Origin of the sequence: Pseudomonas sp. IB20 (assembly GCF_009707325.1) — a bacterium.
Taxonomy (GTDB): domain Bacteria; phylum Pseudomonadota; class Gammaproteobacteria; order Pseudomonadales; family Pseudomonadaceae; genus Aquipseudomonas.
In genome coordinates, this window is record NZ_CP046103.1 from 5,228,286 (window position 1) to 5,251,865 (window position 23,580).

A 23,580-nucleotide genomic window follows, 5' to 3' on the forward strand; every position below is an offset into this window, starting at 1 on the left:
TCTCATAAACCGCATCCGCCGCAAGACTGCATCCACTGATACAGCCTGCGGAGAACAACAAATGCTGACGATCTACTCGGACGATCACCACCTGCATCACGGCCGTTGCGAATTGATGGACGGGCAACTGATGCCCTGCTTCGAAATGCCCTCGCGCGCCGACCATGTGCTGCAACGGGTCAAGGACCGCGACCTGGGCCCGGTGCAGGCGCCGCAGGACTTTGGCCTGGCGCCGCTGCACCGCATTCATAGCCGCGACTACCTCGACTTCTTCAAAGGTGCCTGGCAGCGCTGGACTCAATTCGGCAAGGACGGCGACCTGTTGCCCTACACCTGGCCCGCCCGCACCTTGCGCCAAGTCATCCCCACCAGCCTGCATGGCCAGCTGGGTTATTACAGCTTTGATGGCGGTGCGCCGATTACCGCCGGCACTTGGCAAGCGGCGTATAGCGCGGCGCAAGTGGCGCTCACGGCACAACAGGCCATCGCGCAAGGTGCCAACGCCGCCTTTGCCCTGTGTCGCCCGCCGGGGCATCACGCCGCCAGCGATTTGATGGGCGGTTATTGCTACCTCAACAACGCGGCGATTGCCGCCCAGGCGTTTCTCGACCAAGGCTATAAAAAAGTCGCGATCCTCGATGTGGATTACCACCACGGTAACGGCACCCAGTCGATTTTTTATGCCCGCAGCGACGTGCTATTCACCTCGATCCACGGCCACCCGGAGGCGGAGTTCCCGTTCTTCCTGGGCTACGCCGATGAGCTGGGTGAAGGCGCAGGCGTTGGTTTCAACTTCAACTATCCGCTGGCCGCAGGTTCCGGTTGGGAGCGCTGGAGCGCAGCCCTAGAGCAAGCCTGCCGGGAGATCGAGCGCTACGGCGCCGATGTCATCGTGGTGTCCTTGGGTGTGGACACGTTCAAGGACGACCCCATTTCACAGTTCAAACTCGACAGCCCCGACTACCTGGCGATGGGTGCGCGCATCGCCCAACTGGGCAAGCCGACGCTGTTTGTGATGGAAGGTGGCTACGCCGTGGAAGAAATCGGCATCAACGCCGTCAACGTGCTCGAAGGTTTTGAGGAGTCCGCCCAATGAACATGCTCAAGTCGCTCGTCCTCTGTGCTGCGGTTATCGGCGGCGCGGCCCACGCCGAAGAGAAACCCCTGAAGGTCTACAACTGGTTCGATTACATCACGCCCAAGGCGCTTGAAGACTTCAAGGCACAGAACCCCAAGATCAAGCTGGTGTACGACATCTTCGACACTAACGAAGCCCTGGAAGCCAAGCTGCTCACCGGCAACTCCGGCTATGACGTGGTGGTGCCCTCCAATGTGTTCCTGGCCAAACAGATCGAAGCCGGCGTGTTCCAGCCATTGGATCGCAGCCAGTTGCCGAACTGGAACCACCTCGACCCCAAGCTGATGAAGCTGATCGAGGCTAACGACCCTGGCAATAAATTTGCCGTGCCCTACATGTACGGCACCATCCTCATCGGCTTCAACCCGGCCAAAGTAAAAGCAGCGCTGGGCGATAACGCGCCGGTAAACAGTTGGGACCTGATCTTCAAGGAAGAGAACATCAGCAAGCTCAAGCAATGCGGTGTGGCGTTGCTGGATTCACCTTCGGAGCTCCTGCCCCTGGCCTTGCAGCACCTGGGCCTGGACCCCAACAGCAGCAACCCCAAGGATTACGTCAAGGCCGAAGCGCTGCTGATGAAGATCCGCCCGTACATCACCTACTTCCACTCGTCCAAATACATGGCCGATATCGCCAACGGCGACATCTGCGTGGCTGTTGGTTATTCGGGCAGTTTTTCCCAGGCCGCCAACCGCGCCAAAGAGGCCAAAAATGGCGTGACCGTGGACATGCGCCTGCCCAAAGAAGGCGCGCCGATCTGGTTCGACATGCTCGCCATTCCCAAGGGCGCGCAAAACCCGCAGGACGCCTACACCTTTATCAACTACCTGCTGCAACCGCAGGTGATCGCACCGGTCAGCGACTTTGTCGGCTACCCCAACCCGAACAAGGACGCCACCGAACTGGTCGACCCGGCGATCCGCAATAACCCCAACCTGTACCCGACCGAAGCCGCCATGAACACGCTCTACACCCTCAAACCACTGGGGCGTGACGCGGAACGAGCCCGGACGCGGGCCTGGACCAAGATCAAGTCAGGGACCTGAACCGATAGGCGAATGGCGGGTGCCCCATGCCTGCCGTAAGCGCTCCAGCGCCAGGGCGATGTCCGCCTCAGGCACCGCGGCGAAGCCCAGCACCAGCCCGGCACGCTGATCGGCGGGCGTGGTGGATTGGGGTAGCCAATAGCTGCTCAAACCGTTGACCTCGACGTCCGCCGCATGCGCCTGGGCCAGCAATTGCTGCTCGCGCGCCAAGCTGTCCACGCGCACCGTCAAGTGCAGCCCGGCGGCGACACTGGGCAGTTCGCCGACACCTGGCAAGCCACTGGGCCAACCGGCGAGCAAGGCGTTGCGTCGGCTCAATGCGGCACGCCGCATCCGGCGAATGTGCCGCTGGAAATGCCCGGCCGCCATGAACTCCGCCATCACCGCCTGGGTACTGACTTCGGAATGGCGCATGTCCACGGCGCGCCGGCGGGTAAAGGCGTCCACCAATCCTTGCGGCAGTACCAGGTAACCCAGACGCAAGGCGGGGAACGCCACCTTGCCGAAGGTGCCGACGTACAGCACTCGCCCACTGCGATCCAGCGCCGCCAAAGGTGAAAGAGGCGCGCCGCTGTAGCGGTATTCGCCGTCGTAGTCGTCCTCGATGATCCAGCCGCCTGCACGCTCGGCCCAGGCCAGCAACTCCAAACGCCGCGCCAGGCTCATTACCACGCCCAATGGGTATTGATGGGACGGCGTGACATAGGCCACACGGCAATCCTTGAGCGTGTTGAGCACCTGGCAATCGATACCCTCGCCATCCACCGGCACACCCTGCAATCGCCCGCCGGCCAAAGCGAACGCATGGCCTGCCGCGCGATAGCCTGGATTCTCCACCGCCACCCCATCGCCGGGCTCTACCAGCAACTGTGCACAAAGGCTAATTGCCTGTTGCGCGCCGCAGGTGATCACAATTTGCTCAGCGGTGCACTGCATGCCTCGCGAGCTGCGCAGGTAAGCGGCGATCAAACCGCGCAGACGGCCGTCACCAGCCGGGTCACCGTAGCAGAGCTGTTGCAAGTCAGGCTTGCGCCAGAACGCCCCATTCAGCTTGGCCCATACCTCAAACGGAAACAGATCAAAGGCCGGCACACCCACACGAAACGCCCGAGGCGGCCCCGAGGGAGGCAGGGACAGGTGGTTATTTTTTACCCGCGTCAAACCCGCGCTGTGGATAACTTCACTGTCCAGATCTTCCGGCAAATCCGCCCACTTTGTGGATAAGGTTGGGGATAAGCCTGTTGAAAACCCTGTGGATAGTTTTGTGGATAGTTTTTTTGCCGTGGGCAGTTGGGCTACATAAGTACCATCGCCGACCCGGCTCTCAATAAACCCCTCCGCATACAGCTGATCGTAGGCGCGCACCACACTGTTTCGCGAGATCGACAGCGCCGCCGCCAAGTCACGGGTGGCGGGCAAGCGTGTGCCGCTGACCAGCCGCCCATCCAGCACCCGCTGGCGCAAGGCGTCATACAGCTGGCGCGTCAGCCCCTGGCGGCGATCCAGCTCGATACCTGCAGGGTTGAATGACAGTGGCGGCGAGATCGACGGCATATTGGACCTATGAAATTGGCGCTAGATGGCTCTTACAACGAACCATTAGCCTGCCTAGGATGCAGGCATTCGCCAAGGAATATTTCCATGTACAGACCCCGCGCTTTTGCTCTCGACGATTTGCCCGAACTGCACCAGCTGATCCAGCACGCGCGCTTGGCGCAGTTGGTGACCTTTGGTGAGCAAGGCCTGCAAGCCAGCCACTTGCCGCTGCTGCTGAACCCTGATGAAGGCCCGAACGGCACGCTCTACGGGCACCTGGCCAAAGCCAACCCGCAGTGGCGTGACCTGCAAAATGGCAGCGAAGCCCTGGTCATTTTTGCCGGCGCCGATGCCTATATCAGCCCGGCGTTCTACCCGGCCAAGGCCGAGCACGGCAAAGTGGTGCCGACCTGGAATTACATCGCGGTGCATGCGTACGGCAAGGCAGAAGTATTTACCGACGCCGAGCGTTTACTCGCCTTGGTCACGGCACTCACCGATCGCCACGAAGGCGGCCGCGCCCAGCCGTGGAAAGTCAGCGACGCCCCGGCCGACTACATTGACGGCATGCTCAAGGCCATCGTCGGTTTCGCCCTGCCCATCGAGCGCCTGATCGGCAAGCGCAAACTCAGCCAGAACCGCAGCCAAGCTGATATCAACGGCGTGCGCGAGGGCCTGGCTGCCAGCATCGATGTGCGCGACCAGACCCTCGCGCGCTTTATTCCCCAAGGAGCTTCAGAATGAGCCAGATCGACATCCGCCAGGTCACTGCCGCCGACCACGCCGCGTGGCTGCCGCTGTGGCAGGCGTACTTGACGTTCTACAACACCGAACTGCCCGACGCCGTTAGCCAAAGCACCTGGCAACGCTTGATCGATGCCAACGAGCCGACCCACTCGGCCCTGGCCTGGCAGGACGGCAAGGCGGTGGGCATGGTCAACTTCATCTACCACCGCTCCAACTGGAGCATCGAGAATTCCTGCTACCTGCAGGACCTGCTGGTGGACCCGGCCCAACGCGGCACCGGCGTGGGCCGCAAGCTGATCGAATTCGTCTACGCCACCGCCAAGGCCGATGGTTGCTGCAAGGTCCACTGGTTGACCCACGAGACCAATGCCACGGCGATCCAACTCTACGAACGCATTGCCGAACGTCCTGGCTTTATCCAATTTCGCAAAGGTCTTTAAGGAGCGCAGCATGCCTATCTCACCCGCCGACTGGAAAGGCGTCCCAGCGCCCACCGTTGAACTGCTCGAAGGGCATTTTATCCGCCTGGAAAAACTCGACCCCGCGCGCCATGGCGACGGCCTGTGGCAAGCCCTCGAAGGCCCCGGCGCCGACCCGAAGCTCTGGGACTATTTGCCCTACGGCCCGTTTGCCGAACGCACCGCGTTCGATGCCTGGCTCAACAACCATGCCCAGCACAGCGAACCGTATTTCTTCAGCGTGATCGACCGCCAAAGCGGCGACGTGCAGGGCATCCTCAGCCTGATGTCCATCGTCCCGGCCCAGGGCCGCATCGAAATCGGCCACGTCACCTTCGGCGCACCGATGCAGCGCTCGCCGAAAAGCACCGAGGCGGTCTACCTGCTGGCCAAGTACGCGTTCGAGCAGGGCTACCGTCGCCTGGAATGGAAGTGCAACAACGGCAATGCCCGCTCCAAATACGCGGCGGAGCGCTTGGGCTTCAGTTTTGAAGGCGTGTTCCGCCAGCACATGGTGGTCAAAGGGCAGAACCGCGATACCGCGTGGTATTCGATCCTGGATTCGGAATGGCCGACGGTTGGGGCAGGGTTTGAGGAGTGGTTGTCGCAGGCGAACCAGAGTGGTTCCGGCCAACTGAAAACACTGGCCGAGTGCCGAGCCTGACGTTGCAAAACACTCTAGATAGTAGCGATTCCAAGCTTTGGGCTCGCGCTTCCCGCCCAGCCTGGGCCTTGGCTACACCGGCGAACTGGGCAGCAACAGCCGCAACCATGCGCTGACAGGCCAATGGCTGATGCGTTTTTAATCGCGCCGTACTAGAGACAACTCCCGCAAAACAGGGGTCGATGACCTGACAGTTATCACCTCGCCATCTCGCTAAATTCCCGGCCTCACTCATCAGAGGTTGGGATTACATGCCCTTTACACATCACAGACTTGCCCTTGTCCTGGCCCTTGCGCTCAGCGCCACCAGCCTTCCCTACGCACAGGCGCGAGGCGATATCGAGTACGCGCCGTACACATCTCACCCCTACGACGCGATTGACGACAACTGGCTGCAAAGGCCCCCACAGCAAGCAGCACCGGTCAAAGGGGACCTTACCGGCCAGGCCACCTCGTACAATGGCCTGCAAATCGCGAAGGTTCTGGAACCTGCGTTGATGGGCTTGCTGGAGCCTGATGATTTGGACTCGCAAGACCTCAAGGACTTAGAGACACTCACGGACACGTTGAGCAAACACCCCGGTGGGATCGGCGCCATCCTCGAACAGTTAGCCGGCAGCCAGAATGCCAACTTGGCTGCCGCCACCCAAAACGCCACGCAGCAGCTCGGTACCCAACTGCTCTCAACCCTGCGCACCCTGCCCACTGACGACAACGGACATTTCTGGGCGCAAGGCCTTGGCAACGACGCCAGCCTCGACAAACAACGCGGCAGCGCCGGTCTGAAATATGGCACCCAAGGTTTGTTGCTGGGCGCCGACTGGGCGCTGGATCACGCCTGGCGCGTAGGTGTGATGGGCGCAAAATCCACCAGCCACTTTGACGCAAAACGCTTTTCCGCCGACCTGGACAGCTGGCACCTGGGTGGATACGCCGTGCGTCAGGATGGGCCGTTGGCCCTGCGCCTGGGTGCGGTCTACAGCGACCATACCGGGCAGAACAAGCGCAACGTCACCCTGTTTGAATACAAGGAGCAGCTCAAGGGCAACTACAACGCCCAAAGCCAAACCGTGTTCTCCGAGCTGGGCTATCTACTGGGCAGTGAAGACTTGTACATGGAGCCCTTCGCAGGCCTTGGGTTTCAGCGCTATCACCGCGACAGCTTCAAGGAAACAGGTGGCCTGGCCGCGCTGAACGTTGGCTCACAAACTCAGAAAAACCTGAGCAGCACCTTCGGCCTGCGCCTGGCCACGGTGTACCACTTCGACAACCGGATGAGCCTCACACCACACTTGAGTACGAGCTGGAAACACCTCTACGGCGAAGTCGAAAGCCAAGTACGCCAATCCTCTCGCGCTGCGCCGCTCATTGACGCGTTCACCATCACAGGTACGTCTCTGGACCGTAACAGCCTGGACCTGCAAACCGGCCTGGACCTTGCCTTGTCGACACAACATAGCGTCGGTCTAACCTACAGCGCCCAAGCCGGTACCAACAGCCGCAGCCAGGCCTGGGGCTCGCAGGCAAGCCACACTTAACCGAGCACGCCCTCAATACGCAGGCGAAAAAAAAGGGGGGCACCTGCCCCCCCGAGGATTAAACGTTAGCCTCGAAGACTGTTAATCAGCCTTCGATTTCAATCAGTATTTCGCCAGGGTTTACCCGGTCGCCCTTGGCCACATGAACGGCGCTGACCTTGCCGGCAATCGCAGCCTGCACTTCGGTTTCCATCTTCATGGCTTCGGTAATCAACACGGCCTGGCCGGCTTTCACCACGTCGCCCTCCTTGACCAGCACGTCGACGATGTTGCCCGGCATCGCCGTGCTGACATGGCCGGGCTCGGTGGCGTGCTTGCGCTTGCTGCCGCCACTGCTGACAAACTCGTTGAGCGGTTCGAACACCACTTCTTCCGGCATGCCATCGATGGACAGGTAGAAGTGGCGCTTACCTTCGGCCTTGACGCCGACACCGGTGATATCGACGCGGTAGCTTTCGCCGTGTACGTCGATAACGAACTCAGTCGGTACACCCTCGCCACCGGCACGGGCAACGCCGCCGGCTTCCGGAATCGGCAGCAGCACTTCGGGCGTCAGGGTGCCGGCGTCACGTTCTTCGAGGAACTTGCGGCCGATGTCCGGGAACATTGCGTAGGTCAGCACGTCTTCTTCGGACTTGGCCAACGCACCGATTTCGCCGCGCAGCTTGGTCATTTCCGGCTTGAGCAAGTCGGCTGGACGCACGTCGATCACTTCTTCGCTGCCGATGGCCTGGCGACGCAGTTTTTCGTTCACAGTGCCCGGCGCCTTGCCGTAGCCGCCTTGCAGGTAGAGCTTCACTTCGTTGGTGATGGTCTTGTAGCGCTCGCCGGCCAGCACGTTGAAGAACGCCTGGGTGCCGACAATCTGCGAGGTCGGCGTCACCAGCGGCGGGAAGCCGAGGTCTTCCCGTACCCGTGGGATTTCGGCCAGCACTTCGCTCATGCGGTTCAGAGCACCCTGCTCTTTCAACTGGTTGGCCAGGTTGGAGATCATCCCGCCCGGTACCTGGTTGACTTGCACGCGGGTGTCGACGGCGGTGAACTCGCTTTCGAACTGGTGGTACTTCTTACGCACGGCGTAGAAGTACAGGCCAATTTCCTGCAGCAGTTCCAGGTCGAGGCCGGTGTCGAATTCGCTGCCTTTGAGGGCGGCAACCATCGACTCGGTGCCCGGGTGGCTGGTGCCCCAAGCGAAGCTGGAGATCGCCGTGTCGATGTGGTCGGCACCGTTTTCGATGGCCTTGAGTTGGCACATCGCGGCCAAGCCGGCCGTGTCATGGGAGTGAATAAAGATGGGCAGACTTTGTTCGGCTTTCAGCGCCTTGACCAGTTCACCGGTGGCGTACGGGGTCAGCAGGCCGGCCATGTCCTTGATCGCGATCGAGTCGCAACCCATCGACTCCAGTTGCTTGGCCTGGGCCACAAAGGCTTCGATGGTGTGCACCGGGCTGGTGGTGTAGGCGATGGTGCCTTGGGCGTGTTTGCCGGCGGCTTTCACCGCCTCGATAGCCACGCGCAGGTTACGCACATCGTTCATCGCGTCGAAGATGCGGAACACGTCGATGCCATTCACGGCAGCCTTGGCGACGAAGGCTTTGACCACGTCGTCGCTGTAGTGGCGGTAGCCCAGCAGGTTCTGGCCGCGCAGCAGCATCTGCAGGCGGGTGTTGGGCAACGCGGCGCGCAGCTGGCGCAGGCGCTCCCACGGGTCTTCTTTGAGGAAGCGTACGCAGGCGTCGAAGGTTGCGCCGCCCCAAACTTCCAGAGACCAGTAGCCAACTTTGTCGAGCTTGTCGCAGATCGGCAGCATGTCGTCGGTGCGCATGCGGGTCGCCAGCAACGATTGGTGGGCGTCGCGCAGGATGGTGTCGGTTACGAAGATTTTTTTAGACATTGGAATATTCCTCACAGGCCTGCGTGGGCGGCGATGGCGGCGGCGATGGCCAGCTTGTCGGTTACGAAGATTTTTTTAGACATTGGAATATTCCTCACAGGCCTGCGTGGGCGGCGATGGCGGCGGCGATGGCCAGGGCCAGCTCTTCGGGTTTGCGCTTGATCGAGTAGTTGGTCAGCTCAGGGTGGCTTTCCACAAAGCTTGTATTAAATTGGCCGCTGCGGAATTCCGGGTTGCGCAGGATTTCTTGGTAGTAGGCGGCGGTGGTCTTCACGCCCTGCAGGCGCATGTCGTCCAGGGCACGCAGGCCGCGGTCCATGGCTTCTTCCCAGGTCAACGCCCACACCACCAGTTTCAGGCACATGGAGTCGTAGAACGGCGGGATGGTGTAGCCGGTATAGATCGCCGTGTCGGTACGCACGCCGGGGCCGCCGGGCGCGTAGTAACGGGTAATCTTGCCGAAACTTGGCAGGAAGTTGTTCTTCGGGTCTTCGGCGTTGATACGGAACTGCAACGCGAAACCACGGTGCTGGATGTCTTCCTGTTTCACTGACAGCGGCAGGCCCGAGGCGATGCGGATCTGCTCGCGAACGATGTCGATGCCGGTGATTTCTTCGGTGATGGTGTGTTCCACCTGCACCCGGGTGTTCATTTCCATGAAGTACACCTCGCCCTCGGCGAGCAGGAACTCCACGGTACCGGCGTTCTCGTAGCCCACGGCCTTGGCCGCGCGCACCGACAGGTCGCCGATGTAAGCGCGCTGTTCCGGGGTGAGTTGCGGGCTTGGGGCGATTTCAATGAGCTTCTGGTTACGGCGCTGGATCGAGCAGTCGCGCTCGAACAAATGCACCACATTGCCGAAGCTGTCACCGAGGATCTGCGCCTCGATGTGCTTGGGATTGACGATGCATTTTTCCAGGAACACTTCCGCCGAGCCGAATGCCTTGGTGGCTTCGGAGATCACGCGAGGGAAGGCTTGTTCGAGTTCTTCGCGGCTGTTGCAACGACGAATACCGCGACCGCCGCCACCGGAGGTGGCCTTGAGCATCACCGGGTAACCAATGCGGTCGCCTTCGGTGAGGGCTTCAGCGATGTCGGCAACGTTGCCTTCAGTGCCGGGCGTCACTGGCACGCCGGCCTTGATCATGCTGCGGCGCGCTTCGGTCTTGTCGCCCATGCGGCGGATCACTTCCGCCGACGGGCCGATGAATTTGATCCCACGTTCGGCGCAGATGTCTGCCAGCTCGGCGTTTTCCGATAGGAAACCGTAACCGGGGTGCAGCGCATCACAACCGGTTTCCACGGCCAGGTTCACCAGCTTGCGCGGGTTCAGGTAGCCGGCCAGGGGCTCGGCACCAATGCTGTGGGCTTCGTCAGCACGTTTTACGTGCAACGCATGGCGGTCGGCGTCCGAGTAAACCGCGACCGAGCGAATGCCCATCTCGGCGCAGGCACGCACGATTCGTACGGCAATCTCACCCCGGTTGGCGATCAGGATCTTTTTTATCACTTGGAAATTCCCTTGAGCCGATTGCTGCGTTCTTCGACCCGCTGGATCCGAGTCGGCGCGTGACCAAATGTTTCATGACAGTCGCGAGACACACACTATGCGCACCGGAGGATTAACAAAAATCAATAATTATTGGGTTGTGTATAAGTAAAGACTTATAGTTGGCCGGACAGCTTGGGGCGAGAGGATTTAAATAGTGCGTAAGTCATTGATGCGTATGACATTACGGCAATTGCAGATCTTCAATGAAGTCTGTGATTTGCGTTCCTACAGCCGTGCCGCCGAGGAAATGTCCCTCACACAACCAGCCGTTAGCCTACAAATTCGCCAGCTAGAAGAGCTGGTCGGCCAGCCGCTGTTCGATTACGTCGGCAAAAAGCTCTACATGACCGAAGCCGCCGAAGCCTTGCAACGGGCCAGCCGCGACATTTTCGGGCGCCTGGAAAACCTCGATATGCAGCTGTCGGACATGCAAGGCTCGCTGCAGGGCCAGCTGAAGTTGGCGATCGAATCCAGCGCCAAGTACTTCGTGCCCCACCTGTTTGCCGCCTTCAAGCGCCAGCACCCGGAAGTGCAATTGCACCTGACGGTGGTCAACCGCGCCCAGGTGATTCGCCGGCTTTCGGATAACCGCGATGATCTGGTGATCATGTCCATGGTGCCCCAGGACATGGGATTGGAATTTCTGCCGTTTCTGAACAACCCGATTGTCGCCGTGGCGCCGCTCGATCATCCTTTGAGCCTGCAAGGCCCGCTGCGCTTGCAGGACCTGGAGCCTTACACGCTGCTGCTGCGCGAGCCGGGTTCCGGCACGCGGCTGGCTTGCGAGGAGTACTTCAAGGAGAAACGCGTGCACTTCACCCAGACGGTGGAAGTGGCCTCGGCCGAGGCGCAGCGTGAGTGTGTGAGCGCGGGGTTGGGCGTGGCGCTGCTGACGCGCCACGCGGTCAACCTGGAACTGGCCATCGGCGGGCTCAAGGAGCTGCCGGTGGAAGAACTGCCGCTGTACCGCAGTTGGTGCCTGGTGCAGGCCAAGGCCAAGCGCCTGTCACCAGTGGCCCATGCGTTCCTGGGCTTTATCCGCAGCGAGCGGGTGCAGATCAGCGCGTTGGCTGAACGCTTCGCTGGGCAGCCGCGGGTGCCTGCCAGTGGAGTTCCGGGTAGTCACTGATGCTCTGGAGTAATTGGCGCTCCTCACAACGGTCTTCGATTGCACGACGGAACGCCATGCGGCGCTGGTCTTCCTGCTGACGACGGGTTTTGACGGTGCTGCTGTCTTCGTATTGCCGGGCCATGTTGAGTCTCCCAATGCGAGTACGGGGAGGTCAGGATGGGCGCGGGGGATGACGGTTTGGCGGCGCGCGGGTTACAGGACGATGAATATTCGGAAATTGGCGCAAAGCCAATGTGGGAGCTGGCTTGCCTGCGATGGCGATGCATCAGCCACCCAATATGGCAACTGGCAGACCGTAATCGCAGGCACGCCAGCTCCCACATTTTTGACCGCGCTCAGCCTTTGATCAGTCGTCGAGGGCTTTGACGGACTTAGGCGACAACCGCAGGCTGCGCAAGCTGCGCTTCACGCTCTTGAGGTGGTTGACCAGGCTCGGCCCGCGCGCCATGGCTACACCCATCGCCAGCACGTCAATCACCACCAAGTGGGCGATGCGTGAGGTCAGTGGCGTGTAGATTTCGGTGTCTTCGTGCACATCGATCGCAAGGTTGACGGTAGACAGCTCCGCCAACGGCGTCTGGCTTGGGCACAAGGTAATCAGCGTCGCGCCGCTTTCACGCACCAGGTTGGCGGTGATCAGCAGGTCTTTGGAGCGGCCGGACTGAGAAATGCAGATGGCCACATCGGTCGGTTTCAACGTAACCGCCGACATCGCCTGCATGTGCGGGTCGCTGTAGGCCGCTGCGGTGAGCAACAGGCGGAAGAATTTGTGCTGGGCATCGGCAGCCACGGCGCCGGAAGCACCGAAGCCGTAAAACTCGACGCGCTGGGCCTGGGACATCGCGGTCACGGCCTTCTGCAACTCCACCGGGTCGAGCTTCTCGCGCACTTCCATGAGGGTGTGCAAGGTGGTGTCGAAGATTTTCAGGCTGTAGTCAGCAACAGAATCGTCTTCGTGAATCGCAAATTGCCCGAAGCTCGCCCCCGCTGCCAGGCTCTGGGCCAGCTTGAGTTTCAAGTCCTGGAACCCGGAGCAACCGATGGCGCGGCAAAAGCGCACGATGGTCGGCTCACTGATGCCCACGCTGTGGGCCAGGTCGGCCATGGAACTGTGCATCACGGCCGCAGGGTCAAGCAGCACGTGATCGGCAACCTTGAGTTCCGATTTGCGTAACAGGTGGCGCGACTGGGCGATATGTTGCAACAGGTTCAAAGGGCAGGACTCTTGTTATTGGCAGGTGCCAGGGATGTAGCAAGCTTGTAGTTATACTACAAGAATTACCGTTTTGCCCGTCCGATGCATCACTAAATCGCCCTGATGCCCTTTGAATCAGCGGGGGGCCGGCATGTAGCCACACGGGCGGCCTGGCGCGCTTTAAGGAAAGTCTGCATTTTTGCGTAACAATTCTGCTAGCCCTTGCGCCTCCATCGGCCGGCTGATCAGGTAGCCCTGCACTTCATCGCAGTGTTCCCCGCGCAGGAAATCCAACTGCTGCTGATCTTCCACTCCTTCGGCAACCACCTTGAGCGCCAGCCCATGGGCCATGGCGATGATGGCGCGGGTAATGGCGGCGTCCTCGCGGCCCTGGCCCAGCCCGCGAATAAACGTCTGGTCGATCTTCACGTAGTCCACGGGGATGCGCTTGAGGTAGCTGAGGGACGAATAGCCGGTGCCAAAGTCATCGATGGCCAGCTTCACGCCCAGGTCGCGCAGTTGCTGGAAGGTGGCGATGATGTGTTCGACACTGTCGAGCAGTTGGCTTTCGGTCAGCTCCAGCTCGAGGTATTGCGGGTCCAGGCCGGTCTCTTCGAGCACCTGACGCACCAGGCTGACCAGCTTGCCTTGGCGCAGTTGATGCACGGAAAGGTTCACCGACACCCGAATCGGCGCCAGCCCCTGGCGCTGCCACTCACAGGCTTGCCAGCAGGCTTGGCGCAGCACGAATTCGCCCAGCGGTACGATCAAGCCAGTTTCTTCGGCCAGGCCGATAAAGTCCGCCGGCGGCACCATGCCCCACTGCGGGTGTTCCCAGCGAATCAGCGCCTCGGCGGCGTTCAGCTTGCCGGTAGCCAGGCACAGTTTCGGCTGGTAGAACACCGCCAACTGGCGTTCTTCGATGGCCTTGCGCAGGTGGTTCTCCAGCTGCAAACGCTCCAGCGTGCTGGCCTGCAGGCTCTCGGTGTAGAACTGGAAGTTATTGCCGCCCAAGTGCTTGGCGTGTTGCATGGCCATGTTCGACTGGGTGACCAGTGCGGAAATTTCCCGCGCATTATCCGGCAGCAGGCTGACGCCAATAGAGGCGCTGACCACCAGCTCATGCCCTTCCACCGTCACCGGCACGCGCAGCTTGGCGAGAAGCCGAGTAGCCACACGCGCGAGGCTCGACAGGTTGCCATAGGCGTCGAACAGCACGGCGAACTCATCCCCGGACAGACGCGCGATGGTGTCGGCTTCGGGCAAGGCGTTGATCAGCCGGCGCGCCATTTTCTGCAACAACTGGTCGGCGACTTCATGGCCGAGGCTGTCGTTGAGCAACTTGAAGCGGTCCAGGTTGATATGCAGCAGCGCCAGGCTGCGCCCGCCTTGGCGCACGCGCGCATGGGCTTCGCGCAGGCGTTCGCGGAACAGCGAACGGTTGGCCAGGCCGGTCAACTCGTCGTAGTGGGTGAGGTAGCGCATGCGCTCCTCGGATTCACGCCGCGCCGAAAGATCGGCGAAGAAGCCGACAATATGGCTAACTTTTCCCCGAGCATCGCGCACCACGTTCAGTTGCAGCCATTGCGGGTACAGCTCGCCGTTCTTGCGCGTTTCCACCAGCTCGCCCTGCCAGGTGCCGTGGCTGAGCAATGCCTGGCGAATCACCGGGAAATGGCGGCGGGCATCGCGAGTGCTGGGCAGCTCCACCACGTTGCGCCCGAGCATGTCATCGATTTCAAAACCGGTGACGCGGCTGAAGGCCTGGTTAACGGCGATCAGCGCGTAGTCCGGGTCAAGAATCACGATGCCTTCGCTGGCCGCTTCGAACACGGTCGACGCCAGACGCTGCTGTTCCTCCAGGACCTTGCCGGCGCTAATGTCGCGGCGAGTACCGAGCATGCGCGTGACCCGTCCGCCGGGCGTGCGCTCCACGGCGCGGCCACGGTCTTCGATCCACACCCAGTGGCCATCGCCATGACGCACGCGGTATTCGACCTGATAGTCCTCGCTGCGGCCCTTAAGGTGCTCCACCAGCGCGCGCTTGAGCAGCGGCAAGTCGTCAGGGTGCAGGCGCGGCTTGAGGTGGCTGAGCATCGCCGTGACGTATTCAGGTTCCAGGCCGAACAGTTCCTTGAGTTGGGTGTGGTGGACTTCGTCGGTTTGCAGGTTCCAGTCCCACAGCCCCAGTTCGCTGGCTTGCAGGGCCATGGCCAGGCGCGCTTCACTTTTATTCAGGGCGAGGCTGGCGGCGTCCAGTTCCTGGCTGCGTTGCGCCATGCGGTCTTGCAGGCCGGTCTGGGCTTCGCGTAATTCCTGTTCGACCTGGCGCCGCTGCTCAACTTCGCGCACCAGCTCCTGATTCAACCGTTCGCTGCGCTGCTGCGCCTGCTGTAGATGCTCGATCAGTGCCTGGTTCTGGAAACGTCGCAACAACCCGCGCTGGGTCAGGCGGTTGACCTGCCACGCCACCAGGCTCAAAGAGCCCAGCAGGATTAGGCCGAGCACGCCCCAACCTTGTTGCGCAGGCGCGCCCTTCCAGAACAGATAAAGGATGGCCGGCACCAGACACGGCACGGCAAAGGACAGGAACGCGGGCAGGCTCACTGCATAGGCGACGCTGGCCGACAGCGTCGCCGCACCGAGCAGGCCGAACACCCAGGCCTGCTGCATGAAGCTGTCCGCCGGCACCAGGGCGATGGCGGCAGTGGCTAAGGTCAGGCCGCTGACCGCCGAGCCGAGCATGAACATGCGCCGCCAGATCGGTTGGGCTTGACGGCTGGGCATCGCCGAATCAAAGGCCGCCACCTGGATCACGCGCAACGCCACCAGCGCGAGCAGCCAGATCAGCCAGACGCTGTCCAACAGATATTGTTTGGGGTTCCACAGCAACCAGGCGCAGACCAGGCCATTCACCAACATCAATAAAGTCGGCAGCAATGACCCTTGGTACAGCAGGCGAGTGCGTTCGACCGCCATCTCGGTTGCGTAATGTTTACGGATGATCTGCGCAGGCGCCGCCGAGGGGCCGAACAGGTCGGGACTGAGAGTCATAGGCAGTGTTCTTATAATGGTGAGCCCGAAACGTGCACGGAGCATACACAAGCAAGCGCGTGGGCCAAACTGCCCCACGTCATAAAACCCGCGCGACAAACCGCCGCAAACTCCGGAGCCAGACACCTCGAGCGAGACACTGCGCGGGCTGCAGCCTATGACCAACCGGTCATCCATCTCGGCAGAATGTTTCCCCCCGCCCGAAGTGCTTCCTGAGGTTTCTTGCGACCACCCGGCATTGGGATTTGCCCCACTCCCCCGGGCACCCTAGAATGCGCCGATGCGCGATGATCTCTCCCTTTTGCTGAACTCCCTCAACGATGCCCAACGCCAGGCCGTAGCAGCCCCCGTTGGCCGTCAGTTGGTCCTGGCCGGTGCTGGTTCCGGTAAAACCCGTGTGCTGGTGCACCGTATCGCCTGGTTGATCCAGGTCGAAAACGCGTCCCCACACTCCATCCTGTCGGTGACCTTCACCAACAAGGCCGCTGCCGAGATGCGCCACCGCATCGAGCAGCTGATGGGCATCAGCCCGGCCGGCATGTGGGTGGGCACTTTCCACGGCCTGGCGCACCGCCTGTTGCGGGCGCATTGGCAGGAAGCGGGGCTGAGCCAGACCTTCCAGATCCTCGACAGCGATGACCAGCAACGCTTGGTCAAGCGCGTGATCCGCGAGCTGGGCCTCGATGAACAGCGCTGGCCCGCCCGCCAGGCGCAGTGGTTTATCAACGGTCAGAAAGACGAAGGCCTGCGCCCGCAACATATCCAGGCCAGCGGCGATTTGTTCCTGGCCACCATGCGCAGCATTTATGAAGCGTACGAGGCCGCCTGCGTGCGCGCCGGCGTGATCGACTTTTCCGAGCTGCTGCTGCGCGCGCTCGACCTGTGGCGAGACAACCCAGGCTTGCTGGCCCATTACCAGAAGCGCTTCCGGCACATTCTGGTGGACGAGTTCCAGGACACCAACGCCGTGCAATACGCTTGGCTGCGCTTGCTGGCCAAAGGCGGCGACAGCCTGATGGTGGTGGGCGATGACGACCAGTCGATCTACGGCTGGCGTGGCGCGAAGATCGAGAACATCTACCAGTATTCCGACGACTTCCCGGACGCGATCACTATCCGTCTGGAGCAGAACTACCGCTCCACCGCCGGCATCCTCAAGGCTGCCAACGCACTGATCGCCAATAACACCGGGCGCATGGGCAAAGAGCTGTGGACGGACGGCGGCGAAGGCGAAGCGATCAACTTGTACGCCGCGTTCAACGAGCACGATGAAGCGCGCTATGTGGTGGAAACCATCGAAAGCGCGCTGAAAACCGGCTTGGCGCGCAGCGATATCGCCATTCTGTACCGCTCCAACGCCCAATCGCGGGTATTGGAAGAAGCCTTGCTGCGCGAGCGCATCCCGTACCGCATCTATGGCGGCCAGCGCTTCTTCGAGCGTGCGGAAATCAAGAACGCCATGGCCTACCTGCGCCTGCTGGAAGGCCGTGGCAATGACGCGGCGCTGGAGCGGGTGATCAATATCCCGGCGCGTGGCATTGGCGAGAAGACCGTCGAGGCCATTCGCGACCACGCACGCCACGCCGATGTGTCGATGTGGGAAGCCATGCGCTTGCTGATCGCCAATAAAGGCCTGACCGGCCGCGCCGCCGGTGCCTTGGGCGTGTTTGTCGAGCTGATCGAGAACCTGGCCGCCAAGTGCGCAGAAATGCCCCTGCACTTGATGACCCAGACCGTGATCGAACAGTCCGGGCTGATTGCCTATCACGAAGCGGAAAAAGGCGAGAAAGGCCAGGCCCGGGTAGAAAACCTTGAGGAACTGGTCAGCGCCGCCCGCGCGTTCGAGAACACTGAGGACGATGAAGAGCTGACCCCGCTCGCCGCCTTCCTCGGCCATGCTTCGCTGGAAGCGGGTGATACCCAGGCCGATGAGCATGAAGACAGCGTCCAGTTGATGACCTTGCACAGCGCCAAGGGCCTGGAATTCCCTTACGTGTTCCTGGTGGGCATGGAAGAAGGCCTGTTCCCGCACAAGATGAGCCTGGAAGAGCCCGGCCGCCTTGAAGAAGAACGCCGCTTGGCTTACGTGGGCATCACCCGGGCCATGCAGAACCTGGTGATGACCTACGCCGAGACCCGACGCCTGTACGGCAGCGAGACCTACAACAAGGTGTCGCGCTTCGTACGTGAAGTGCCGAAAGGTTTGATCCAGGAAGTGCGCTTGTCCAACAGCGTCAGCCGCCCGTTCGGCGGCGGCCAGCAGCAGAACTCCAGCAGCATGTTTGCCGGCTCCGAAATTCCGGAAACGCCGTTCAGCCTTGGCCAGCAGGTCAAGCATGCGGTCTTCGGCGAGGGTGTGATCCTCAACTTCGAAGGCGCCGGTGCCCAGGCACGGGTGCAGGTGAACTTCGCCGAAGGCAGCAAGTGGCTGATGATGGGCTACGCGAAGCTCGAAGCCCTCTGACCTGAGCATTCCCACGCTCCGGTCCTTGTTTTTGAGGAACGCGGGCCAATATCTGTAACTAGTCCTACAGACCTTTCGGGATTTGTCTTACGTAAAAGCCCGAAACATTATGCCGCTAGCCAGTGTCACGACACCTGTGCAACATGGCGCGCGTGCAATCCACAAATGGGAATTCCCTTGATGAAACGTTTTCTTAGCATCGCCATGGCGTTGTGCATCGGCCTGACGATGAGCCTCGACGCCAACGCCAAGCGCTTCGGTGGCGGCAAAAGCATGGGCTCGGCGCCGACTCACCAGACCAGCCAAATGGCTCCAGCCGCCGGTGCCGGCGGTGCAGCGGCAACGGCGGGTGCAACCGGTGCGGCTGGCGCAGCAGCCAAAGCTGGCGGTGCTTCGCGCTGGTTGGGCCCTCTGGCCGGTATCGCTGCCGGTGGCCTGCTCGCGTCCATGTTCATGGGCGGCGGCTTCCAGGGTATGCAGATCTTCGACATCCTGATCATGGCGGTCATCGCCTTCCTGATCTTCCGCTTTATCGCCGCCCGTCGCCGCAAGCAGCAGGAGCACTTGGCTCCAGCCGGCGCGCCGATGCAGCGTGAAGCGTTCGAGCAAAAACCAGCCATGGGTTCGATCTTCGGCGGTTCGGCTGCACCTGCTGCCGCTCGTCCGGTTATCAACGCACCGGCCTGGTTCAACGAAGAGCGTTTCGTCGAAGCGGCACGCAGCCACTTCCAGTCCCTGCAGCAACACTGGGACGCCAACGAAATGGATAAGATCTCCGAGTTCGTGACCCCGCAACTGCTGGAGTTCCTCAAGCGCGAACGCGCTGACCTGGGCGATGCGTTCCAGTCGACTTACATCGACGACCTGCGCGTACAGCTGGAAGGTGTGGATGATCGCGCCGACAAGACCATCGCAACTTTGACCTTCAGCGGCGTGTCTAAGACTTCGCGTTTCGACCAGGGTGAAGTGTTCAGCGAAAGCTGGAACATGGAACGCCCGCAAGGCGACAACCAGCCATGGCTGGTTGCCGGTATCCGCCAGAACGGCTGATCGCTGCGCGTTTGAGCACTTGGTAATAAAAACCCCGGACATGTTCCGGGGTTTTCTATTTCACGGTTGCACTTATAGCGAGCTACTGTATAAAACGCCCCTATTAACCGCGCCATCTAGCAAGAGGATCCCGGCCGTGGAAGAAATCATCGAACAATTGCGTGAAGCCAACGAACCGGTCCCGGTGCCTCTGGAGCTGCCTGACGAAGACCAACTGGTGGAAATCGAGGAACAACTGTTCATCGACATCCCGTTTGTCTTCCGCGAATTCCTGCTGACCGTCAGCGACGTGGTGTATGGCAGCCTGGAGCCGGTGACCGTCACCGACCCGCAGTCCCACACCTACCTGCCAGACGTTGCCGCCAACGCCTGGGATGCCGGCGTTGACCGCAGCATGATCCCGATCTGCCAGGACGGCGACGACTACTACTGCGTCGAAGAAGACGGCACCGTGGTGCTGTGGTCCGGCGAAGAAGAACTGGTCACCGAAGAAACTTGGGAATCGGTGTGGCACTGGGCGCGGGACGTCTGGCTGGAAAGCTGAGCCCCACACCCCGGCCTCTAGTGCTCCGGCGTATCTTTGTGGTTATCCAGGGTCTCCAGCAAGGCGACCTGCATCCGCGTATGCACGCGGATGAACCACCGCCAGAGCACCGCCGCCACCGCTGCCGCCACCACGGCGATCAGCGCCAGCAACTTGTTGGTCGGCAAAATACTGGCCGACAAGGCTGCCAGTAGCAGGAAAATCACCAGCAGCGAGAGGATGGGGATCAGTTCGGCGATCACTCGTCGCACGCGCTGGGTATGCCGCCCGGCCATTTCCGGCTTCACGCTCATCTCCGCCAGCAACATCGACAGCGCCTTGAGCTTGCGATACGCCGCAATCAAAAACGGCAGCGACAACAACAACGCCCCGCCCCAGATCAACGCCTTCTGCCAACTTGGGTCACTGATCCAACCCTCCAGGTACCCACCGATGCGTGCCGCGAAGAAGCTGCCAGTAAAGAAGATCGCCACCACCAACGCCAGGTTTACACCCACTTGCAGGATGATCTTGCGAATCATCGACGCAAGCATTGCACCCTCACCCTGAGGCTGAATGCTGCGCAGCCACTCGCCATACATGCCAAACACCCGGCTCATGCGTTTGGGCATCACCGCCGCAATCTTCAACGACAACGGGTCGGCGCCGCGAATCAGGTACGGCGTGAGCAACGTGGTGATTGCCGACACGGCCACGGCCACTGGATAGAGGAAATCGCTGGTCACCTGCAAGGTCATGCCCAACGCGGCGATGATGAAGGAAAACTCGCCAATCTGTGACAGCCCCATGCCCACCCGCAGCGAGGTGCGGCCGTCGTTGCCGGCGATAAACGCCCCCAGGCCGCAGGACAACATCTTGCCCAACACCACCGCCACGGTAATGACCGCGATCGGCCACGCGTATTGCAGCAGGATCTGTGGGTCGATCATCAAGCCAATCGCCACAAAGAAGATCGCGCTGAACATGTCGCGAACGGGTTCGATCAGACGCTCAATCTTAATCAACTGACGAGATTCGGCCATGATCGCGCCAATCAGGAACGCGCCCAGCACCATGCTGTATTCAAGCTTCACCACCAGCAGGCAGAAGCCGAAACACAGGCCCAATACGGTGATCAACAGCATCTCGTTACTTTCGAACTTGGCCACGTAGGCCAGCAGGCGCGGCACCAGCAAAATGCCAATCACCAGCGCGACGATCATAAACAGCGAGAGCTTACCGACCGTGGAGAACACCTCGCCGGAACTGACCGTACCGCTCACGGCAATGCTCGACAGCAAGGCGATGATGCCGATACCGAGGATGTCCTCAACGATCAGCACGCCGAAAATCAGCTGGGCGAAGCGCTGGTTTTTCATCTTCAGGTCGTTGAGCGCCTTGACGATGATGGTGGTCGAGGAAATCGCCAGGATCGCGCCGAGGAACAGCGAGTCCATGGTGTTCCAGTCGAACCAGCGGCCGATTTCGTAGCCGATCCAGATCATCAGAATGATCTCGAGGAACGCGGCGATAAACGCCGTGGCGCCAACCTTGAACAGCTTGCGCAGGCTGAACTCCAGGCCCAGGCAGAACATCAGGAAGATCACCCCCAGCTCGGCGAGGGTCTTGATCGTGTCTTCGTCGTGGATCAGGCCGAAGGGCGGGGTGTGGGGGCCGATGATGAACCCGGCAACGATATACCCCAGCACCACGGGCTGCTTGAGGCGGTGAAACAGGATGGTGACAACCCCCGCCACCAGCATGATCACGGCCAAGTCCTGGATAAAACTGATGGCGTGCATGGCGAGGGGCTCCTTAAGGGTACTGGCGCTTTTCCCACTTCCACCCGGACCTTGGAACGGTCGCAATAAGCGGAAGGAAAAGTCGGCCTTTGTCGTAAGAAATGCCCTGAGACGGGCTTTTGAAGGTTAACACCGCGACTTCCGGCAAAAAGCCGGTGCAATATATGGAAACAGATCGGTGACCGCGTGACGGCAAGCCGCCCACTGGCGTCCCGTAAGGGAGAGCGCTGCAAAGATTCCAGCACCCACAGAGGTGCCTCCCCAACCGATGCCTACAACCCGTGAGTGTGCTATGGAACCCGGAAACGCCCAGCTGTCGATGACGGTATTGATGACCCCTGACATGGCCAACTTCTCAGGCAATGTGCACGGCGGCACCCTGCTCAAGTACCTCGACGAAGTGGCCTACGCCTGCGCGAGCCGTTATGCCGGCCGCTATGTGGTGACCTTGTCGGTCGACCAGGTGATTTTTCGTGAGCCGATCCATGTCGGTGAACTGGTGACCTTCCTCGCCTCGGTCAACTACACCGGCAACACGTCGATGGAAGTGGGGATCAAAGTGGTGACCGAGAACATCCGCGAGCGCTCGGTGCGCCATACCAACAGCTGCTTCTTCACCATGGTGGCCGTGGACGACCAGCGCAAACCCGCCGTCGTACCGCCGCTGCAGCCGCAGAACAGCGAAGACAAACGCCGGTTCGTGCAGGCGCAGCAGCGTCGGCAGATTCGCCAAGAGCTGGAAAAACGCTACCAGGAAATCAAAGCCGACGGGCCGTAAGGCTCATTCCAACACGCAAAGAGGAAAGTGAGCACACACGCCGAAGCGCTGATCCAGCTGGTTCATGCCACGAGCCTATCGCTGCCCCTTGCGGTACTCGATCAGACTAATCCCTAAAAGCTGATCGGTGTCGCCTCAAAACGTACTCGAGGATGGGCTATGCGGTCCTGGGCGCGCACCAGTTCCAGCTCGTAGCTCGCGCAGGCCTGGGTTTCCAGCAGCACTTCATGCACCGCCGCCGCCGTGAACTCAAAGGCCGCCAACAGGCTGTCGCCCAACAGCACCCGCGCCAGGAACAATCCCGACGTCAAGTCGCCCACGCCCACCGGCTGACGCGGGAAGGCCAACAGCGGCCGACGCAAGTGCCAGCTGCCTTCAGCCGTTACCAGCAGCATCTCAAAGCCATCCGGTAGCTTGCCCGGATAATCCAAGTGCTTGACCAGCACGGCCTTGGGCCCGAGAGCCAGCAGCGCCCTGGCCATGCCCAGGCAATCAAACAGCGATTGCGGCTTGCGCCCGGCAAAGCTGTCCAGCTCCAGCTGGTTGGGGCAGAGGAAATCCGCCATGGCCGCCGCCTCGTCCAGCAGAAAATCGCTGACTTCCTGGGGCACGATGCAGCCCTTTTCCGGGTGGCCCATCACCGGGTCGCACAGGTACAAGGCCTTGGGGTTGATGGCCTTGATGCGCGCCACGCCGGTAAGAATCGCACGGCCTTGGTCGGCACTGCCCAGGTAGCCGGACAGCACCGCATCGCAGTTACCCAGCTCGCCAATCGCGGCAATGCCTTCCACCAGCGCCGGAATTTGCTGCGACGCCAACACTTCGCCCGCCCACTGACCATACTGGGTGTGGTTGGAGAACTGCACCGTGTTGAGCGGCCAGACGTTCACCCCGACCCGCTGCATGGGGAATACGGCCGCGCTGTTTCCGGCGTGGCCAAAGACCACATGAGACTGGATCGCAAGCAGATGAGGTGTGCGTTTCATGCGGGAGATTTCCGTAAAGCCGT

The 23,580-nt window shown here is 61.1% G+C and carries 19 protein-coding genes; 11 read left to right on the forward strand and 8 right to left on the reverse strand.

The window, feature by feature from the left end:
• Positions 1-61: 61 nt before the first annotated feature.
• Positions 62-1,096 carry a histone deacetylase family protein gene (locus tag GJU48_RS24455; RefSeq protein WP_094949001.1) on the forward strand — a complete coding sequence of 345 codons (1,035 nt, stop codon included), beginning with the start codon at positions 62-64 and terminating at the stop codon, positions 1,094-1,096.
• Entirely contained in the window at positions 1,093-2,184 is a 1,092-nt protein-coding gene (locus GJU48_RS24460) for a polyamine ABC transporter substrate-binding protein (protein WP_094949002.1), read from the forward strand. The genes GJU48_RS24455 and GJU48_RS24460 overlap by 4 nt, the downstream gene beginning before the upstream one ends.
• Here the strand turns inward: GJU48_RS24460 and pdxR are convergent.
• A complete protein-coding gene (gene pdxR, locus GJU48_RS24465) occupies positions 2,173-3,738 on the reverse strand; it encodes a MocR-like pyridoxine biosynthesis transcription factor PdxR (RefSeq protein WP_094949003.1) in 1,566 nt (521 codons plus the stop codon). The genes GJU48_RS24460 and pdxR overlap by 12 nt on opposite strands.
• 87 nt (positions 3,739-3,825) lie before the next feature.
• Between pdxR and GJU48_RS24470 the strand changes: the two genes are divergently transcribed.
• The 4 genes from GJU48_RS24470 to GJU48_RS24485 all read left to right on the forward strand — a co-directional run bounded on the left by GJU48_RS24470 (position 3,826) and on the right by GJU48_RS24485 (position 7,127).
• Complete coding sequence (locus GJU48_RS24470) at positions 3,826-4,464, forward strand: FMN-binding negative transcriptional regulator (protein ID WP_094949004.1); 639 nt, start codon at positions 3,826-3,828, stop codon at positions 4,462-4,464.
• A complete protein-coding gene (locus GJU48_RS24475; RefSeq protein WP_094949005.1) occupies positions 4,461-4,907 on the forward strand; it encodes a GNAT family N-acetyltransferase in 447 nt (148 codons plus the stop codon). The genes GJU48_RS24470 and GJU48_RS24475 overlap by 4 nt, the downstream gene beginning before the upstream one ends.
• Before the next feature lie 10 nt (positions 4,908-4,917).
• Positions 4,918-5,589 (forward strand): GNAT family N-acetyltransferase, encoded by a 672-nt coding sequence (locus tag GJU48_RS24480; protein WP_094949006.1) that lies wholly within the window; start codon positions 4,918-4,920, stop codon positions 5,587-5,589.
• Between the two features lie 251 nt (positions 5,590-5,840).
• The gene (locus tag GJU48_RS24485; protein ID WP_155296089.1) at positions 5,841-7,127 is read left to right on the forward strand and encodes an autotransporter outer membrane beta-barrel domain-containing protein; all 1,287 of its coding nucleotides are present in this window, start codon (positions 5,841-5,843) and stop codon (positions 7,125-7,127) included.
• An 85-nt stretch (positions 7,128-7,212) separates the two neighbouring features.
• Here GJU48_RS24485 and oadA read toward each other — a convergent pair whose 3' ends face one another.
• Entirely contained in the window at positions 7,213-9,021 is a 1,809-nt protein-coding gene (oadA, locus tag GJU48_RS24490) for a sodium-extruding oxaloacetate decarboxylase subunit alpha (protein WP_094949010.1), read from the reverse strand.
• Between the two features lie 94 nt (positions 9,022-9,115).
• Positions 9,116-10,531, reverse strand: a complete 1,416-nt coding sequence (locus GJU48_RS24495) for an acetyl-CoA carboxylase biotin carboxylase subunit (RefSeq protein WP_003213442.1) — start codon at positions 10,529-10,531, stop codon at positions 9,116-9,118.
• Positions 10,532-10,727: 196 nt separating this feature from the next.
• Between GJU48_RS24495 and GJU48_RS24500 the strand changes: the two genes are divergently transcribed.
• Positions 10,728-11,702: a LysR family transcriptional regulator gene (locus GJU48_RS24500; RefSeq protein WP_094949011.1), complete on the forward strand. Its 975-nt coding sequence runs from the start codon at positions 10,728-10,730 to the stop codon at positions 11,700-11,702.
• Here the strand turns inward: GJU48_RS24500 and GJU48_RS25435 are convergent.
• The 3 genes from GJU48_RS25435 to GJU48_RS24510 all read right to left on the reverse strand — a co-directional run bounded on the left by GJU48_RS25435 (position 11,632) and on the right by GJU48_RS24510 (position 15,954).
• Entirely contained in the window at positions 11,632-11,826 is a 195-nt protein-coding gene (locus GJU48_RS25435; protein ID WP_082895969.1) for a PA3496 family putative envelope integrity protein, read from the reverse strand. The two genes, GJU48_RS24500 and GJU48_RS25435, sit on opposite strands and share 71 nt — an antisense overlap.
• 225 nt (positions 11,827-12,051) lie before the next feature.
• Entirely contained in the window at positions 12,052-12,918 is an 867-nt protein-coding gene (gene hexR, locus GJU48_RS24505) for a transcriptional regulator HexR (RefSeq protein ID WP_010168370.1), read from the reverse strand.
• A gap of 162 nt (positions 12,919-13,080) precedes the next feature.
• On the reverse strand, positions 13,081-15,954 hold the full coding sequence (locus GJU48_RS24510) for a GGDEF domain-containing phosphodiesterase (RefSeq protein WP_094949012.1): 2,874 nt from the start codon (positions 15,952-15,954) through the stop codon (positions 13,081-13,083).
• Positions 15,955-16,234: 280 nt separating this feature from the next.
• On the opposite strand from GJU48_RS24510, the gene uvrD reads away from it, so the two are divergent.
• From uvrD to GJU48_RS24525, 3 genes are all read left to right on the forward strand, one after another.
• The gene (uvrD, locus tag GJU48_RS24515) at positions 16,235-18,418 is read left to right on the forward strand and encodes a DNA helicase II (protein WP_094949013.1); all 2,184 of its coding nucleotides are present in this window, start codon (positions 16,235-16,237) and stop codon (positions 18,416-18,418) included.
• A gap of 180 nt (positions 18,419-18,598) precedes the next feature.
• Positions 18,599-19,468: a Tim44 domain-containing protein gene (locus GJU48_RS24520; protein ID WP_094949014.1), complete on the forward strand. Its 870-nt coding sequence runs from the start codon at positions 18,599-18,601 to the stop codon at positions 19,466-19,468.
• 136 nt (positions 19,469-19,604) lie between these two features.
• Positions 19,605-20,012: an SMI1/KNR4 family protein gene (locus tag GJU48_RS24525; RefSeq protein ID WP_017739032.1), complete on the forward strand. Its 408-nt coding sequence runs from the start codon at positions 19,605-19,607 to the stop codon at positions 20,010-20,012.
• A 17-nt stretch (positions 20,013-20,029) separates the two neighbouring features.
• Here GJU48_RS24525 and GJU48_RS24530 read toward each other — a convergent pair whose 3' ends face one another.
• Positions 20,030-21,793, reverse strand: a complete 1,764-nt coding sequence (locus tag GJU48_RS24530) for a cation:proton antiporter (protein ID WP_094949015.1) — start codon at positions 21,791-21,793, stop codon at positions 20,030-20,032.
• Between the two features lie 292 nt (positions 21,794-22,085).
• On the opposite strand from GJU48_RS24530, the gene GJU48_RS24535 reads away from it, so the two are divergent.
• Complete coding sequence (locus GJU48_RS24535) at positions 22,086-22,571, forward strand: acyl-CoA thioesterase (RefSeq protein ID WP_094949016.1); 486 nt, start codon at positions 22,086-22,088, stop codon at positions 22,569-22,571.
• 113 nt (positions 22,572-22,684) lie between these two features.
• On the opposite strand, the gene pdxY is transcribed toward GJU48_RS24535, so the two are convergent.
• Positions 22,685-23,557, reverse strand: coding sequence for a pyridoxal kinase PdxY (gene pdxY / locus GJU48_RS24540; protein ID WP_094949018.1), 873 nt, complete (start codon positions 23,555-23,557; stop codon positions 22,685-22,687).
• Positions 23,558-23,580: the final 23 nt, after the last annotated feature.